Here is a 14033-nt window from a genome sequence, read left to right as displayed (position 1 = left end):
CGTCCTCACCCTGGCGGAACGAGACGTGCCGGTAGTGATTGCCAAGGCGCGCCAGGTTCGCGATTTCGCCAAAGCTACCGGTTGTCTCGCCAAAACGGATCAACTCGCCCCCCTGCTCCTGGCAGTGTTTGAATCCGGTGCTCCAGACGGCTTTTCGTCGTCTCGTCGCACCAGGAAAACCCAAGAAAGTCGCGCTCGTGGCGCGCAGGCGCAAGTTACTGGTGATCCTGAACGCCAGCGTTCGATCTCAAGTGCCGCCACGGCGCCTTTGACTGCCCACCTGGTTGCTGGAGCGCAGGAGTTCAAGCCGCGCGGGCATGACGCCAAAGAGGTGCAGGGGTAGCGATAGGCCGAGGAGAACGGCAACCGGTAGACCACACCACGGCCACACGGCCCTCTACATGAACGAAGTGTTTCCTTTTTGCAGTTAGGACAACCGGTCAATCCCACACCGCGTGCTGACCCACAGTCCAGCCCCCTCCATGAACTCAAAATGAAGACATGACAGACCACAGGAGCCTCCCCACCGACGCACCCGCCTGTGACCTCTCACTGACCCCGGACGAGTACCGCCTGATCGCCGACCTGCTGCTCGAGCACCTCGAGACCCACACCCTGCGCGACGAGCGGCTCGAGGGCCTGGTCAACCGCCTGTACGTCCTCGCCGTCCGCACCACGCACTCTGACGCTGAACGGCTGCTTGAAAGCCCGTCGGCCCGGACCTCACCCCAGCCCTCCACAGACTGACCTGCGGCGCGGCTGAGAGGACGCTCAAGGCCCATTCACATGCCTCGGAGCTTGCAGGCCAAATGATCTCTACCCTGGGGTATGGACGACAGGTGGGCACCATGCGGCTTCCAGAGCGTTCCCGCAGCAGACCTTCAGCGGCGGCGCGTCCGGCTGGACCGGGTGATTCACTGCCGCGAAGCACCGTGCCTGAACGCCAGGTCCGGGGGGACGGCGTGACGCGGGTGCTGCTGGTGGAGGACCACCCTATGGACGCGCTGCTGTTGCGCGAAGAGCTGGTGTTGCTGGGGGTGGACTGGCGGATTGAAGAGGTGCCGACGTTCACAGACGCCATGACAAGCTGGCCTGGTGGAGCGTTTGAGGTGCTGGTGCTGGACCTGAGTCTGCCGGATGGGCAGGGCCTGGAGCTGCTGGGCCGTGCGCTGGAACTGGCCTCAGGGGTGCCGGTGGTGGTGTTGAGCGGCCACGTGCACTCGGCGCTGGCGGCGCAGACGCTGGCACTGGGCGCCAGGGGCTACGTGGTCAAGGATCTGGACGCGGCCGCGCAGCTGCGTGACCTCGTCGTGCAGGTCAGCTGAAGCGGCTGCGGGCCGGCGTCGCGCGGCCGGATGCGCTGGACCAGGTGCTGTGCGGCAAGGGGGAAACGGCCGGGAGGCACGCCACCCTGGGAACAGCAGGGCGGCGGGCGGACTGGGTTCGGCTCACGCCCGTCAGAGATTCCAAGCTGACCTGGATCGGTTTTCGGGGGCGGCTCAGCTCCTGGACGATTGGCGGGCGTTCTACAACGCCCGCAGACCCCACTCGTCACTCAGCTACCGAACCCCAGACGAGTTTGCTGAGCAGGCCAGGGGGCGGCCTGCCGCCCGCCTTTGCGGAGACAACACCGCAAATGTGGCCGTCAGCCCGTCCCCTGGGCGAGCAGGGAAAGCCGATGTTGTACCCTTGACCTGAGCCGAGTCTCGACTCGAAACCGTCCAACTTTTGGGGCCAGCCCAAAGCCACGCCCATCCTGGCTACGCGAAGGTCTGTAGCGTGAGCCGGTCCTCCCGTCTCTGCCATCGACCCTCACTCGCGGTTCTGGATTACGGGGTGGAGCAGGTCGGCCAGATCAACGCGGGTCAGGAACTCCTCCCGAATCCGGTCGGCCACCGCACTCACCTCCTCCGAACCGTCGTTCGCTGGGTCCACATGGCTGCGGAAGGGACGCTCTCCGGCGGGCAGGGCCACGATCCGGGCGATCTCATCCGACACCAGCGAGGCGCTCGCGTCCGGTGGCGCCAGCTCGGCGAGCTTCCCGGCGACCGATTCCAGCAGGCCCGGGTACTTCTCCTCGTACTCCGCCGCCCTCTGCTTGTCGTCTGCCGTCCCCGCGCTGGCGAAATGGTTGGTGCCCGTGGTGAACGAGCCCGGCACCACGATGCTCGTCTCGATGCCGAAGCGGGCCAGTTCCGCCGCGTAGCTCACCGCCAGCGCGTCCATCGCCGCCTTGGCCGCGAAGTAGGGAGCGAGGTAGGGGGGCGTGCCGCCCCGGCTGCTGGTGCTGCCCACCCACAGCACCAGGCCGTGCCCCTGGCGGCGCAGGTGGGGCAGCGCCGCGCGGTTCAGCCGCTGGGTGCCCAGCACGTTGGTGTCGTACACCTGCGCGAGCTGCTCCGGCGTAAAGGCCTCGGCAGCGCCGCTCACCATGTGCCCGGCGTTGTGAACGAGCACGTCGAGCCCGCCCGCCTCGGCGAGCACCCGGGCGACAGCGGCGTCCACCGAGTCCTGCGAGGACACGTCCAGCTCGACGGTGCGCAGGTCCACTCCGTGTTCGCGGGCGTAGGTCTGGGCGTCGCGGACGGCGCCCGCGTTGCGTCCCTGCGTGTCGCGGATGCCCGCGTAGACGAGATTCCCGGCGTCGGCGAGGGCACGTGCCGTCAGCGCCCCGAACCCGCTGCTCGCCCCGCTGATGACGATGGTCTTGGGCATGTCAGATCGCTCCTCCGTTCACGAGCACGACCTGACCGTTGATCCAGCGCCCCGGCCCGGCCAGGAACGACACCACCTCGGCGACGTCCTGCGGGGTGCCCAGGCGCTCCATCGGGTTCATCCTCGCCATCCGCTCGATGGTGGCCTCGTCCTTGCCGTCCAGAAACAGGTCGGTGGCGATGGGGCCGGGCGCCACGGCATTGACCGTGATGTCGCGGCCCCGCAGTTCCTTGGCGAGGATGCGGGTCAGGGCATCCACCGCCCCCTTGGTGGCGGCGTAGGGCGCGTAGGTGGGCAGCGCCAGCGCCACGACCGAGCTGGAGAAGTTGAGGATCGCGCCGCCGGCACGTACCCGGCGGGCCGCCTGCTGGTTCACCAGAAAGGTGCCCCGGACGTTGACCCGCTGAAGCCGGTCGAAGTCGTCCACGCCGAACTCGGCCAGCGGTTTCAGGATCATGATGCCCGCCGCGTGCACGACGACATCGACGCCGCCGTAGGTCTGCTCGGTGCGGCCGAAGAGGGTTTCGACGGCCAGCTCGTCTGAGACATCGACTTTGATGGCGGTGGCGGTGCCCCCGGCAGCCCGGATGGCGGCCACGGCGTCGTTCGCTTCCTGATCGCTGTTGGCGTAGGCGATGACGACGGCCTGGCCGTCGGCGGCGAGGCGCTCGGCGCTCTGGCGCCCGATACCGCGTGACCCGCCGGTGACGATGGCGACGCGCCCAGGGGTGGTGGGGGTGGTCATGGAACATTCCTCCAGAATGAGAGCTGCGGGACCCGGCACCGTGCCAGGGCCTGCGGGTGAGGTGACGACACTGCGGGAAGGTGAGCGAGAGCTGTTCTCCCCGTTCGTGCCCGCCTACTCTCCTCCAAAACCCGCCCCGCCCGATAGCGCGATGCTGGAGAGAACTTGCCTGATCCTGCAAACGGGATCGGGGTGACCGTGAGGTGGCCTGGAATGGTGAGACGCCCTGTGGGGCAGACTGTCTGCTATGACCGTCTCCCCGGTGCTCGCTGCCCAGCCACTGACCTTGACCGAGTTACTCACCCGCCATGCGACCCGGCTGGGCCTGCAATCCACCGCCGTGCCCGGTCTGCACCTGTACCGGGCGGTGGCCGCGTCGGAGCCCGTGCACACGGTCTACACGCCCTCGGTGTGCCTGGTCGCGCAGGGCCGCAAGCTTGTGCAGCAGGGAGAGGCGTCGCTGGCGTACGGCCCGGAGGACCTGCTCCTCGTCTCGGTCAGCCTCCCGCTCACCGCCCGGATTCTCGAAGCGTCACCGGACAGGCCTCACCTCGCGCTGCACGTGGACCTCGCCCCGGCCCTGATCGCGGCCCTGGCGGTGGAGTTTCCGGAGACGGCACCGGGCGCGGGCAGCCAGGCTGGCCTGGTGGTGACCGCTCTCGAACCGCTGGTCCAAGGCGCCGTGCTGCGACTCGTTCGCCTGTTGGACACGCCGCAGCACATTCCCGCGCTGGCCCCGCTGATCCTGCGTGAACTAGGGTACCTGCTGCTGGTCGGCCCGGAGGGGGGCCGACTGCGGGCGATGGTGCAGGCGGCCGGGCAGACCCACCGGATCGCCACCGCTATCGAGCGGCTGGTGCGGGAGTACGACCGGCCCCTGCGGGTGGAGCAGATGGCCCGGGACGTGCACATGAGCGTGTCGGGCTTCCACCACCACTTCAAGGCGGTGACGGCCCTGAGTCCCCTCCAGTTTCAGAAGCGCCTGCGGCTCCAGGAGGCGCGCCGGCTGCTGCTGGGCCGGGAACTGGACGTGACCGGGGCCGGCTTTCGGGTCGGCTACGACAGCCCCTCGCAGTTCAGCCGCGAGTACCGCCGGCTCTTTGGGGTCTCGCCCCGCCAGGACGTGATGCGCTGGCAGGTGGGCGGCCCAGTTGTACCGGGGGCAGCGTGACCCTCCCCGCCCGCGCGCCGCGCCGAACGGTGATGGGATTGACGGGGCGATCCCGACCGCCCATACTTATCAGTGATAGATTTCCTACAGGAGGAAGGATGACAGCCCAGGCCAGGAGAGCGAGGCAAAAGCAGGCGACCCGTGAGGGCATCCTCCAGGCCGCCCTCACCATCGGCGAGCGGGAAGGCTGGCCGGCGGTCACCATTCGCCGCATCGCCGACGCCGTGGAGTACACCTCACCCATCATCTACCAGTATTTCGCCGGCAAGGAGGCTGCCCTACAAGCGGTCATGGAGCAGGGCTACGACCGCCTGCTCCTCGCCCTGCAAGCCGTGGGGGCCGAACCCGACCCCGAGCGGCGGCTGCGCGGGCTGTGCCGGGCGTACCTGCGTTTCGCGCAGGACCACCCCGCCCTCTACGAACTGATGACCGGCCTCGGCGGCGTCCGGCTGGACGGTCGCGCGCGGCATGAGGCCGCCTCCGGGGTGATCCGTCTGACGCTGGAGGCCATCGGCGCGTGGGCGCGGCACAAGGGCGTCTCGCTGCCCGACCCCCTGGCCGCCAGCGAAACCGCTTGGGGCGTCCTGCATGGCATGGCGACGCTCGGCCTGCTGGAGGACATCGGCTTCGAGCGCGCCCGGAGCCTCGCCGAGCATGCCGTCTCCGCGCTGCTCAGAAGCTGGGAGGCTCCTATGACCTGATTTTTTGCCCTCCTTTCTATCATTGATAGAAGAATTACCGCTGGAATTTCATTTGCCCTCTCGCCATCCCTCAAGGAGACCCCATGACCTCTACTGACCTGCATGTCGTCCTCGGCGCTGGCCCTGCCGGCACCACCCTGGCTGCCGAACTCGTTCGCCGGGGCCACCGGGTCCGCCTGGTGGATCGCCGCGCCGACACCCGGCCTCCCGCTGGGGCGGAACACGCCAGCGCTGACCTGAGCGACGCGGACGCCGCCACCTCAGCCACCCAGGGGGCCTCGGTGATCTACCACTGCGTGAACGTCCCCTACCACCTGCAACCCCGACTGATGCCCGGCATCGGTGAGGCCATCCTGAAGGCCGCCGAACGCCACGGGGCCCGGCTGGTGGTGCTGGACACCCTGTACCCCTACGGCGAGGTGGGCGGCGAGCACCTCACCGAGGACACGCCCTGGGCCGCCACCACCGTCAAGGGCCGGCTGCGCGCCGACCTCGACCGGCGCTACTTGCAGGCGCACGCTCAGGGCCGGGTGCGGGTGGTCGCCGGGCGCTCGGCGGACTTCTACGGGCCCGGCGTCCTGAACTCGACCCTGGGCGGGGCGGTGTTCCCGGCGGCCCTGACGGGGGGCGAGGTCATGACGATGCTCGACACCAGCCTCCCGCACAGCTACACCTACATCGGCGACGTGGCCTGCGGGCTGGCGACCCTGGGCGAGCGCCCGGAAGGAGACGGGCGCATCTGGCACCTGCCGACGGTGCCCGCCCGCTCCACAGACGAGGTGCTTGAGCTGGTCGCCCACACGGTGGGGCGTCCGCTGCGGATTCACAACCTGCGGCGGGCTGAGGCCTACGGGCCCTTCGACCAGACCTTTATGGACAGCTACGCGGAGATGCTCTACCAGCACCGCCTCCCGCAGAACATGGTCTCCGAGGCGTTCGAGCGTCAGTTCGGCGTCCACCCGACGCCGCTGGCGCAGGGGATCGCGCAGACCGTGGCGTGGTACCGGGACTTCCTGTCCAGGCAGGTCCAGTCTGCTTGAACGGGTTCACCTGCTTCCCGCTCACGAGGCGTCCGGTCATCATGCCCGGAGTGCCGAACCATCTCACGGCAACCGAGCCCGATTCAGTCAGGAGTGGAAAGGCTCCACTTCAGGGGACTTGTCTTGATGTCCCTCAGACTCTTGGAGGTCGACGCCTGACCATGTGTCCACTTCTCCAAACGGCGCGCGCTCATGTCGCCGGGTGAAGCAAAGTTCGCCCCGCCATTCCTCGGTCCACCCTTCGCCCACCCCATCTCGGGCAAGCCCCAGCAGAAGTGGTCAACGGCTCGTCCACGGAGGCTGACGTGCTGAACTCCGGAGCATCCGGTGCGGACATTCCCTACCACCTCACCAACTTCGTCGAAGGGATCGGCCTCTTTTGCGCGGCCATCGCGCCCACCCACTTTCCGGAACACGCCCACCCCGAAATCTCCGTCGATGTCTGCTACGAGAATACGGCTTGTCTCTCGACGTGGCAGACGGCAGGAGGTCGGCAGCTCACCCGCCTGCTGGGGGACGGGAACGTCTCGATCATCGGGAGCGGCCAGCCGCACGGCAGCGAGTGGCTTCAGGAGGCCGAGCACCTTATCTTCTACCTGACGCCGGCCTTCGTGGAGCGGGCTACCCGTGACCTCCTGCGCCGGGGGTCCGTGGAGATCGTCGAAAATCGCAGCGCGGACGACCCCCTGATCCGGCAGCTCGCCGGGACCCTGCGTTCGGAACTGCGGCGGGAGCACCCGCCCGAGCGCCTCTACGTCGAGTCCCTCGTGAATGTGCTCGCCGTTCACCTGCTGAGAACCTACTCCGCTGAGAACAAGGCGCTCCAGGAGCCGAGGCACGGCCTGTCCAGGGGAAAGCTCGAACGGGTCGCCCATTACGTGCTCGACCACCTGCACGAGGACCTGAGCCTCGCCACCCTGGCGGGGATGGCGGGTCTCAGCCCCTACCATTTCTCGCGCCAGTTCAAGCGCGCCACAGGGACAACTCCTCACCAGTACATCGTGCTCCGGCGCGGCGAGCGGGCCAGAACCCTCCTCTCGACGCCCAGACTCTCCCTGGTCACCATCGCGAACACGGTCGGGTTCACCCACCAGAGTCACCTCACCCACCACGTCCGGCGTCACTTCGGCGTTGCCCCCTCGGCCCTGCGGCAGTAGGCGTCCTCATACGTCGCCCCTCCTGACATCCCGACGGGAAGCACAATTTTGCTCAAAAACAGCACGTTCTTGAGCGACGTCGTTCTCCCAAGGTTTTACTATCTCGGATAGGCACCTTGAACTGAACCCATCAGGCCGGATCAGGAGACCAGGTCCTTTGCTCCCGTGCTTTCGTGGAGGTCGCGGTGGGCTGAGCTGTCACGGCGTCAGGTGACGCGCTCCCGGGCGTTGGTCCGGTCGGCTGGTGCTCGGCGACCAAAGACGCTGGAGGCGAGCAGCCCCAGGCCGACCACGCCCGCCAATGCCGCGCCCCAAACGAAGCCGACAGCGGGTCGAGCGGAAGGCGAGGTCAGCACCAGCGGGCTGAGAAACTGGCCCAGGAAGACCGCGCTGCTCATGCCCGCCGTGATACGCCCGCGCCAGGCGGCGGGAGTCACGTCGGCCAGCCAGGCGTAGAGGTTGGGGAACACCAGCCCCGCGCCTAGGCCGCCGACCAGCAGGCCCGGCAGCACGCCGCCCAGACCGTCCGACCGTGAGACGATCAGCCAACCAGCTCCCAGCAACAGGAAGCCCAGCGCCGCGACCCGGCGCGCATCGAAGCGGCCCGCCAGGCGCGCATACAGCAGCGAGGTCAGGGCCGCGACCAGGGTAAACCCCCCCAGGATCAGGCCGGTGGTGCCGGGCGAGACGTGCAGGAACGCCAGCAGAAAGGGGCCCTGGGTTGGCATCAGGTAGAAGGTGAGCATGTACAGGAGGGCCAGGGCGTACACCAGCCCGATCAGGCCCCAGCGCGGCCTGACCTTTCCGGTCTCGCTGGCGCCTGCCCCCGGCACGCCCGGGGGCAGGCGCCAGACCAGCGGCAGCAGCAGCAGGGCCAGCAGGTACAGGCCGAAGGGCACCCGCCAGCCGAAGCCGGCCAGCACGCCGCCGAGTGGCAGCAGCACGGCGCCGCCGAAGTTGGTGGCCGCTGCCTGACGACTCAGGAACTGGCCCCGCGCAGGGCCGCTGAACAGGTCGTTGATCAGCGCGCCGGTGGCCGTCATGGTGCCCGCGACCGCGAGCCCCAGCACGATTCGCCCCGCCAGCAGCGCGCCCAGCGAGCTGAAGATCAGGCCGCTGGCCCCGCCCAGGGTGAAGAGCAGCAGTGCGATGATCAGCACCGGGCGGCGCCCGAACCGGTCGGCCAGCATTCCAGCGATGGGGGCCGTCAGCGCGATGACCAACCCGACGAGGGTGACGAGGAGTTTGACCAGGAGGTGGGCGTTCGGCACCCCGGCGAAGTGTGCCTCCAGGGCAGGCAGGGCGGGCGCGATAGCCGCCGCCGCCATCACCGTCAGCGCCGAGAGCAGCAGCAGCGTGAGCTGGATCAGGGGTCCTGAGTCGAGCGTGGTGGTCCGCATGGTGTCGGCAGCCTGGGCCCTGGTATGGCCGTTCCACATCCCAGAACGACGCGAGTTCTTCAACAGGTCTGATCCTTGAATGGGCATGGAGGTCCTCCGTTTTTCATGCATCCCCCTCCCCCTGCTTGCGGGTCGGATGGGGGTGAAGCCACTGGTCGCCAGTGGCTCCAAGAAGTGGACAGTTTCAGGTGGAGACAGTCAGAGCGAATCCGGGACGACATGGAGGGGGAAACGAAGGTGGTTTGGCTTCCCGTCACACCCAGTTCAACGGCCTATCGCGGTCTCCTTGCCAGCACCGTGTGGCCCTGGCCCGATTTCTCCGCCGCCTGCCCGCTGCGCCGGTCCGGCGCCAGCCACGTCAGCGCCACGAAGACAAGGCACAGCCCGGACACCCACACGCCCACCGGTCCGGCCACGGGAGCCACCACGGACACGACGTAGGCGACCAGCGAGGCGGCGATCCTGCCCCGACGCCCCAGGCCCTGCGGGGGGTTGGCGGGGTCGTGACGGATGACGTGAATCAGCGCGCTGAACGCCACGGCATTGAGCAGTGCGTCGGCGGCGTAGACAGTCATGGGGACGGGGGCGAAATGCGTCTCGCCCGCCCAACCGGTCACGAAGGGCAACAGCGAGAGCCAGAACAGCAGGTTCAAGTTGGCTCAGAGCAAGCGGTTCGACGTCTGACGCACCGAGCGGAGCAGGTGGTGGTGGTTGGTCCAGGCGAGGCCGACGAGTACGAAGCTCAGCACGTAGGCGAGGAAGGTGGGCCACACCCGCAGCAGGCTCGACCACGCCTGCCCCTGCGGATGGGGCAGCTCCAGCACCATGATGGTGATGATGGCGAACACGGCGTCGCTGAAGGCTTCCACGCGGGTGGTCATGGAAGAACCGCGCGCTTCACCGGTTCACCCTGACCGGTGACAGAAGCTGAGCAGACCCCCGTGGAGGATCGTCGTTGCGGCATGGCTGGTCCTTCAGGACAGCGCGGCAGGATTCTTCTGCTCGCCCTGGGCGGCGTTCGAGACCGCCGCCCACTCCTCCCAGACGGCCAGGCGCCCGGCATAGGTCGTCCGCACCTCGGGCAACGATTCGCTGCCCAGGATCAACCGCAGGGGCGGAGTCTCGGCGTCCACGAGCTGGAGGACGGCCTGCGCGGTCGCCCGGGGGGCCCCGCGGTTCTCGTTCACGAGTCTCCCGAACACCTGCTGACGGAGATCGGCATAGGCGTCCAGGGCCGTCGCTTCCTTTCTCGAGGCGCCAAATTCGGTGGCGTAGGCGCCCGGTTCGATCAGCGTCACCTTGAGGCCGAACGGCTTCACTTCCGCCGCCAGGCTTTCGTGCAGCGATTCGGTGGCGGCCTTGGTCGCGCAGTACAGGCCGATGAGTGGCCTGGGGACGATGCCGAGGGTGCTGGAGACGCCGATGAGGTGTCCGCTGCCCTGACTGCGCAGCAGCGGCAGCGCGGCCCGAATGACCCGGTGCATGCCGTAGACGTTCGTGTCGAACAGCGCGTGCACGTCGGCGTCGCTCGCTTCTTCAACCATGCCGACCAGGGTGTAGCCCGCGTTGTTCAAGACGACATCCAATCGGCCAAAGTGGGCGTGGGCTTGCCCGACCGCCTGCGTGGCCTGCTCGGCGGCGGTCACGTCGAGCGCCAGGGACAGGACGGCGTCGCCGTAACGCTCGGTCAGGTCGGCCAGATCGGCGACCCTGCGGGCGGTGGCGGCCACCCGGTCGCCACGTTGCAGAGCGGCTTCGGCCCAGACGCGCCCGAGACCGCGGGAGGCGCCGGTGATGAACCAGATTTTCTCAGCCATACGATTCTCCTTGACTTTGGGCTTGTGAGAGAGGGAACTGCCCGGCACACCTGACCCTAAAAATCAGTTCCTCTCCATGGTCACTGGTTTCCGCCACCTTGGCGGGCCGCCGGAGGCCATCCGTGTGGTCACCCCTGAGTTCCCCCACCCCTCGGCGCTTCACTTCCATTCGACCCGGCCCAGCGGCTTGGGGCTGTCCATGAGCGCGGCACACGCGGCGGACCAGGCGGGGTCTCCCGGGTAGAGCGCGCTGCGGAGGTAGGCCCAGGTCAGCCGTTGGACCCAGGCGACACGCTCCGGGTTCTCGTCCGTCGTTTCTGTCACGAGGTCTCCGGAAATTCCGCCGAGCATGTGTTCTGCTCCGAAGAACGTCACCAGACACTTGTCCTCCGGGCTCAAGGTGTAGGCATCCGTGAACCAATCCGGTCCACGAACGCTCAGCGGAGAATCGTCCTGATCGCCCGCCACCACGAGGGCCGGGGTCGTCATCTCCGCGAAGCTCGGGTTCATGAACGGAAAATGCTCGGCCGCAAACGGAGTGAGATCCTCACCCCCCCGGCCCGTGGCCGAAAGCAGCACGCCCACCTTGATGCGCGGGTCGGACATGTCCTTTCCCGGGAAGCCGCCGGAATCGAGAACCCGCGCGCCCAACAACATCCCCGTCGTCTGAGCACCGTACGAATGACCGGCGGCGGCGACACGGCTCCGGTCGAGGCGCCCCTGAAGCCCCGGCACGGAAGCTTCGATGAGATCGAGGCCGTCGAGACTGCGTTTCATGTCTTCGACCCGGAACCGCCAGATCGAGGGGGTCCGGGAGTCCTCCGGGCTGAGCCCCAGCGTCTTGGAGTCGAGAAAGGTCGGCTGGATCACGACGAAGCCGTGCGCCGCCCAGAAGTTCACAAGAGGGGCATAACTGTTGCAGGAAGCACCAAAGCCGTGCGCAAAGACCATGATCGGCAATTCGCGCCCGGTCGCGGGGGCGGAGACTCGCACCTGCAAGTCCTCGCCACGGCCTGGAGCGGACAGGACCACCGGACTGACCGATACAACGGGAGCAGGCGTACTGGTGGAGGCCGCAGCAGGTAAAACAGTGGATTGGCTCATGAACATCTCCTTGTGAGGCCTTGCTTTGCAAACAGGACGGGAACCTCGTTCGTGCTCCACGGTTGAAGGAGAAGAACGAGCCCGCCAATCACCTGGGAAGGTCCACCGCTGGGCGTCGAAGCGGTCACTCCGGCGGGGACGGGCGCGGCAGAATGGAGAATTTCGGCTTGGAGGGAGAGACGGCCGGAGCGGTCCCCGGTGGACGAAGCCCCCAACCCTGCACCGCTCAGCGCTTCACTTGCGTTCGACCCGCCCCAGTGGATGGGGACTGTTCTTCAAGGCTTCAGTCGCATCTTCCCAGGCAGGGTCTCCGGGGTAGAGCGCGCTGCGCAGGTAGGCCCAGGTCAGCCGCCCCACCGCCTCCACACGCTCGGGGCTCTCGTCCGTCGTTTCCGCCGCGTCGTACCCAGCCACTCCGCCCAGGCCGTGTTCTGCGCCAAACAGGGTCAACAGGCACTTGGGGCTGGGACTCAGGACGTAGGGGTCCGCATGCCAATCCGGCCCACGAACCGTCAAGTGGGGGGAGGCGTCCCGGTCGCCCACCACGACGAGGGCTGGCGTCGTCATCTCCGCGAAGCTGGGGTTCAGGAAAAAGGGGTACCGTTCGGCTGCGAACGCGCTGAGGTCGGCCCCGCCTCCACCGGGTGGGGTCAGCAGCACCCCCGCCTTGATCCGGGCGTCGGCCAGGTCCACTTCCGTTCCGTCGTGGGGATCGGTGTACCGAGCACCGAGCAGCATCCCCGCGGTGTGTCCGCCCATCGAGTGCCCGGCGACAGAGATCCGGCTGCGGTCCAGACGCCCCTGAAGCCCCGGGACAGATGCCTCGATGACGTTAAGCCCGTCGAGGATGCGCCTCATGTCCTCGGCCCTCGACCGCCAGAAGAGGGGGGCCTCGGGGTCGTTCGGGTTGACGACGTCGCGCAGCGTCTTCGAACTCAGGTGGGTGGGCTGGATCACGACGAAGCCGTGAGACGCCCAGAAGTGGGCGAGCGGGCCGTAGCCGTTCAGGGAGGAGAGGTTGTTCGAGTTGCCGTGGCCGTGCGAGAGGAGGACGATGGGCAGGTCGCGGCCGGTCATGGGCGCGGACACCCGCATCTGCAAGTCCACGGTGCGCCCTGGAGCGGGCAGCACCACCGGGGCGACCGAGACGACCGGAGTGGAGGCGCTGACGGGTATGGTTTCGGCTCGGTGGCTTGGCTGGCTCATGGTCTGAACTTCCTTTCTTGAGGTTCGCCGCTGGTCTGGGTCAACCATTGGCAATGGACGTGGACACACATGACGTGTGCTCCTGGACGTCGCTCCGGGCTCACGAAACTTGCCTTCTTGAACTGCTGTGTACCCGATGCCGTCCGGCTGTGTTAGCCTGGGGTAAGCGGAACGACGTTCCGATACGATACGGAACATTGTTCCGTTTGTCAAGCCAAGGAGTAGAAAGATGGAGACCTTGACCGACAGTGATGAGCGAGCACGGCAAGCCGCCCAGCCCAAACGGGCCGACGCCCGGCGCAACCAGCAGACGCTGCTCGACGCCGCCGCCGCCCTGTTCGTGACGTCCGGCGTGAATGTGCCGGTGCGCGAGATCGCGCTCAAAGCCGGGGTCGGGGTGGGCACGATCTACCGGCACTTCCCGACTCGGGCGGACCTGATCGTCGCGGTCTATCGTTATCAGGTCGAGGCCTGCGCTGAAGCCGGTCCACAGCTCCTGGCGAGCAGCGCCAGTCCTTACGCCGCGCTTGGACAGTGGATCGACCTCTTCGTGGATTTCCTGACCACCAAACACGGGCTTGCGGCCGTCATGCAGTCCGACAAGGCCGGCTTCGACACGCTGCACGCCTACTTCCTCGACCGCCTAGTGCCAGTGTGTGCCGGGTTGCTGGACGCCGCCGCTCAGGCCGGGGAGATTCACCCTGGCCTGGAGCCCTACGCCCTGATGCGCGGCGTAGGTAACCTCTGCGTCGGCGCTGGCGGTGACCCTCGCTACGATGCCCGTCGGCTGGTCAGCCTGCTTGTTGCCGGACTGCAAATGCAGTCCGCGTCGCCGACCTAGCGGAATACCAGCAGGAGGTTCCGCTCTACTGGCGGAGGTAGAATGCACTCCGGTGAGCACCAGACATGGCAGCACCAAAGCTAAAGCACATCACCCTCCAGTTGTACTTTTCTTACGATAGTAATCCGCTGCTCTG

The 14033-nt window shown here is 67.5% G+C and carries 16 protein-coding genes and 1 pseudogene; 9 read left to right on the top strand and 8 right to left on the bottom strand.

Annotation, left to right across the window (positions count from 1 at the left end; genetic code table 11):
• Positions 1-131 precede the first annotated feature (131 nt).
• The 4 genes and pseudogenes from HNQ08_RS28350 to HNQ08_RS28345 form a co-directional block, all read left to right on the top strand.
• Positions 132-272 (top strand): annotated as a pseudogene (locus HNQ08_RS28350) (IS110 family transposase); the annotation flags it as partial.
• 229 nt (positions 273-501) lie between these two features.
• Positions 502-747: a hypothetical protein gene (locus HNQ08_RS23040; RefSeq protein ID WP_184137306.1), complete on the top strand. Its 246-nt coding sequence runs from the start codon at positions 502-504 to the stop codon at positions 745-747.
• 62 nt (positions 748-809) lie between these two features.
• Positions 810-1325 carry a response regulator gene (locus tag HNQ08_RS23035; RefSeq protein ID WP_229790190.1) on the top strand — a complete coding sequence of 172 codons (516 nt, stop codon included), beginning with the start codon at positions 810-812 and terminating at the stop codon, positions 1323-1325.
• Complete coding sequence (locus HNQ08_RS28345; RefSeq protein WP_425321371.1) at positions 1300-1698, top strand: integrase core domain-containing protein; 399 nt, start codon at positions 1300-1302, stop codon at positions 1696-1698. The genes HNQ08_RS23035 and HNQ08_RS28345 overlap by 26 nt, the downstream gene beginning before the upstream one ends.
• Positions 1699-1812: 114 nt before the next feature.
• On the opposite strand, the gene HNQ08_RS23025 is transcribed toward HNQ08_RS28345, so the two are convergent.
• Positions 1813-2715 (bottom strand): SDR family oxidoreductase, encoded by a 903-nt coding sequence (locus HNQ08_RS23025; protein ID WP_184137302.1) that lies wholly within the window; start codon positions 2713-2715, stop codon positions 1813-1815.
• Position 2716: 1 nt separating this feature from the next.
• Positions 2717-3499, bottom strand: coding sequence for an SDR family oxidoreductase (locus HNQ08_RS23020; RefSeq protein ID WP_221284424.1), 783 nt, complete (start codon positions 3497-3499; stop codon positions 2717-2719).
• Between the two features lie 208 nt (positions 3500-3707).
• Here HNQ08_RS23020 and HNQ08_RS23015 point away from each other — a divergent pair, with 208 nt between their 5' ends.
• The 4 genes from HNQ08_RS23015 to HNQ08_RS23000 all read left to right on the top strand — a co-directional run bounded on the left by HNQ08_RS23015 (position 3708) and on the right by HNQ08_RS23000 (position 7529).
• The gene (locus HNQ08_RS23015) at positions 3708-4631 is read left to right on the top strand and encodes an AraC family transcriptional regulator (protein WP_184137300.1); all 924 of its coding nucleotides are present in this window, start codon (positions 3708-3710) and stop codon (positions 4629-4631) included.
• A 98-nt stretch (positions 4632-4729) separates the two neighbouring features.
• Positions 4730-5332, top strand: coding sequence for a TetR/AcrR family transcriptional regulator (locus tag HNQ08_RS23010; protein ID WP_184137298.1), 603 nt, complete (start codon positions 4730-4732; stop codon positions 5330-5332).
• Between the two features lie 83 nt (positions 5333-5415).
• Positions 5416-6372 (top strand): NAD-dependent epimerase/dehydratase family protein, encoded by a 957-nt coding sequence (locus tag HNQ08_RS23005; protein ID WP_184137296.1) that lies wholly within the window; start codon positions 5416-5418, stop codon positions 6370-6372.
• Between the two features lie 305 nt (positions 6373-6677).
• Positions 6678-7529, top strand: a complete 852-nt coding sequence (locus tag HNQ08_RS23000) for a helix-turn-helix domain-containing protein (RefSeq protein WP_184137294.1) — start codon at positions 6678-6680, stop codon at positions 7527-7529.
• 206 nt (positions 7530-7735) lie between these two features.
• On the opposite strand, the gene HNQ08_RS22995 is transcribed toward HNQ08_RS23000, so the two are convergent.
• The 6 genes from HNQ08_RS22995 to HNQ08_RS22975 form a co-directional block, all read right to left on the bottom strand.
• A complete protein-coding gene (locus HNQ08_RS22995; RefSeq protein WP_229790189.1) occupies positions 7736-9016 on the bottom strand; it encodes an MFS transporter in 1281 nt (426 codons plus the stop codon).
• Positions 9017-9201: 185 nt separating this feature from the next.
• Positions 9202-9582, bottom strand: coding sequence for a TMEM175 family protein (locus HNQ08_RS27195; protein WP_221284423.1), 381 nt, complete (start codon positions 9580-9582; stop codon positions 9202-9204).
• Positions 9583-9588: 6 nt separating this feature from the next.
• A complete protein-coding gene (locus tag HNQ08_RS27190) occupies positions 9589-9810 on the bottom strand; it encodes a TMEM175 family protein (protein WP_221284421.1) in 222 nt (73 codons plus the stop codon).
• Positions 9811-9903: 93 nt separating this feature from the next.
• A complete protein-coding gene (locus HNQ08_RS22985; RefSeq protein ID WP_184137292.1) occupies positions 9904-10746 on the bottom strand; it encodes an SDR family NAD(P)-dependent oxidoreductase in 843 nt (280 codons plus the stop codon).
• Positions 10747-10905: 159 nt separating this feature from the next.
• Positions 10906-11850, bottom strand: a complete 945-nt coding sequence (locus tag HNQ08_RS22980; protein ID WP_221284419.1) for an alpha/beta hydrolase family protein — start codon at positions 11848-11850, stop codon at positions 10906-10908.
• Positions 11851-12084: 234 nt separating this feature from the next.
• Entirely contained in the window at positions 12085-13056 is a 972-nt protein-coding gene (locus tag HNQ08_RS22975; protein WP_184137290.1) for an alpha/beta hydrolase family protein, read from the bottom strand.
• A 229-nt stretch (positions 13057-13285) separates the two neighbouring features.
• On the opposite strand from HNQ08_RS22975, the gene HNQ08_RS22970 reads away from it, so the two are divergent.
• Positions 13286-13897, top strand: coding sequence for a TetR/AcrR family transcriptional regulator (locus HNQ08_RS22970; protein ID WP_184137288.1), 612 nt, complete (start codon positions 13286-13288; stop codon positions 13895-13897).
• The last annotated feature ends 136 nt before the right edge of the window (positions 13898-14033 follow it).

The sequence above is a fragment of the Deinococcus humi genome (genome assembly GCF_014201875.1).
GTDB classification, from domain to species: Bacteria; Deinococcota; Deinococci; order Deinococcales; family Deinococcaceae; genus Deinococcus; species Deinococcus humi.
Note: the sequence above shows the minus strand (reverse complement) of the source record. Positions and strands in the feature narration are given on the sequence as shown.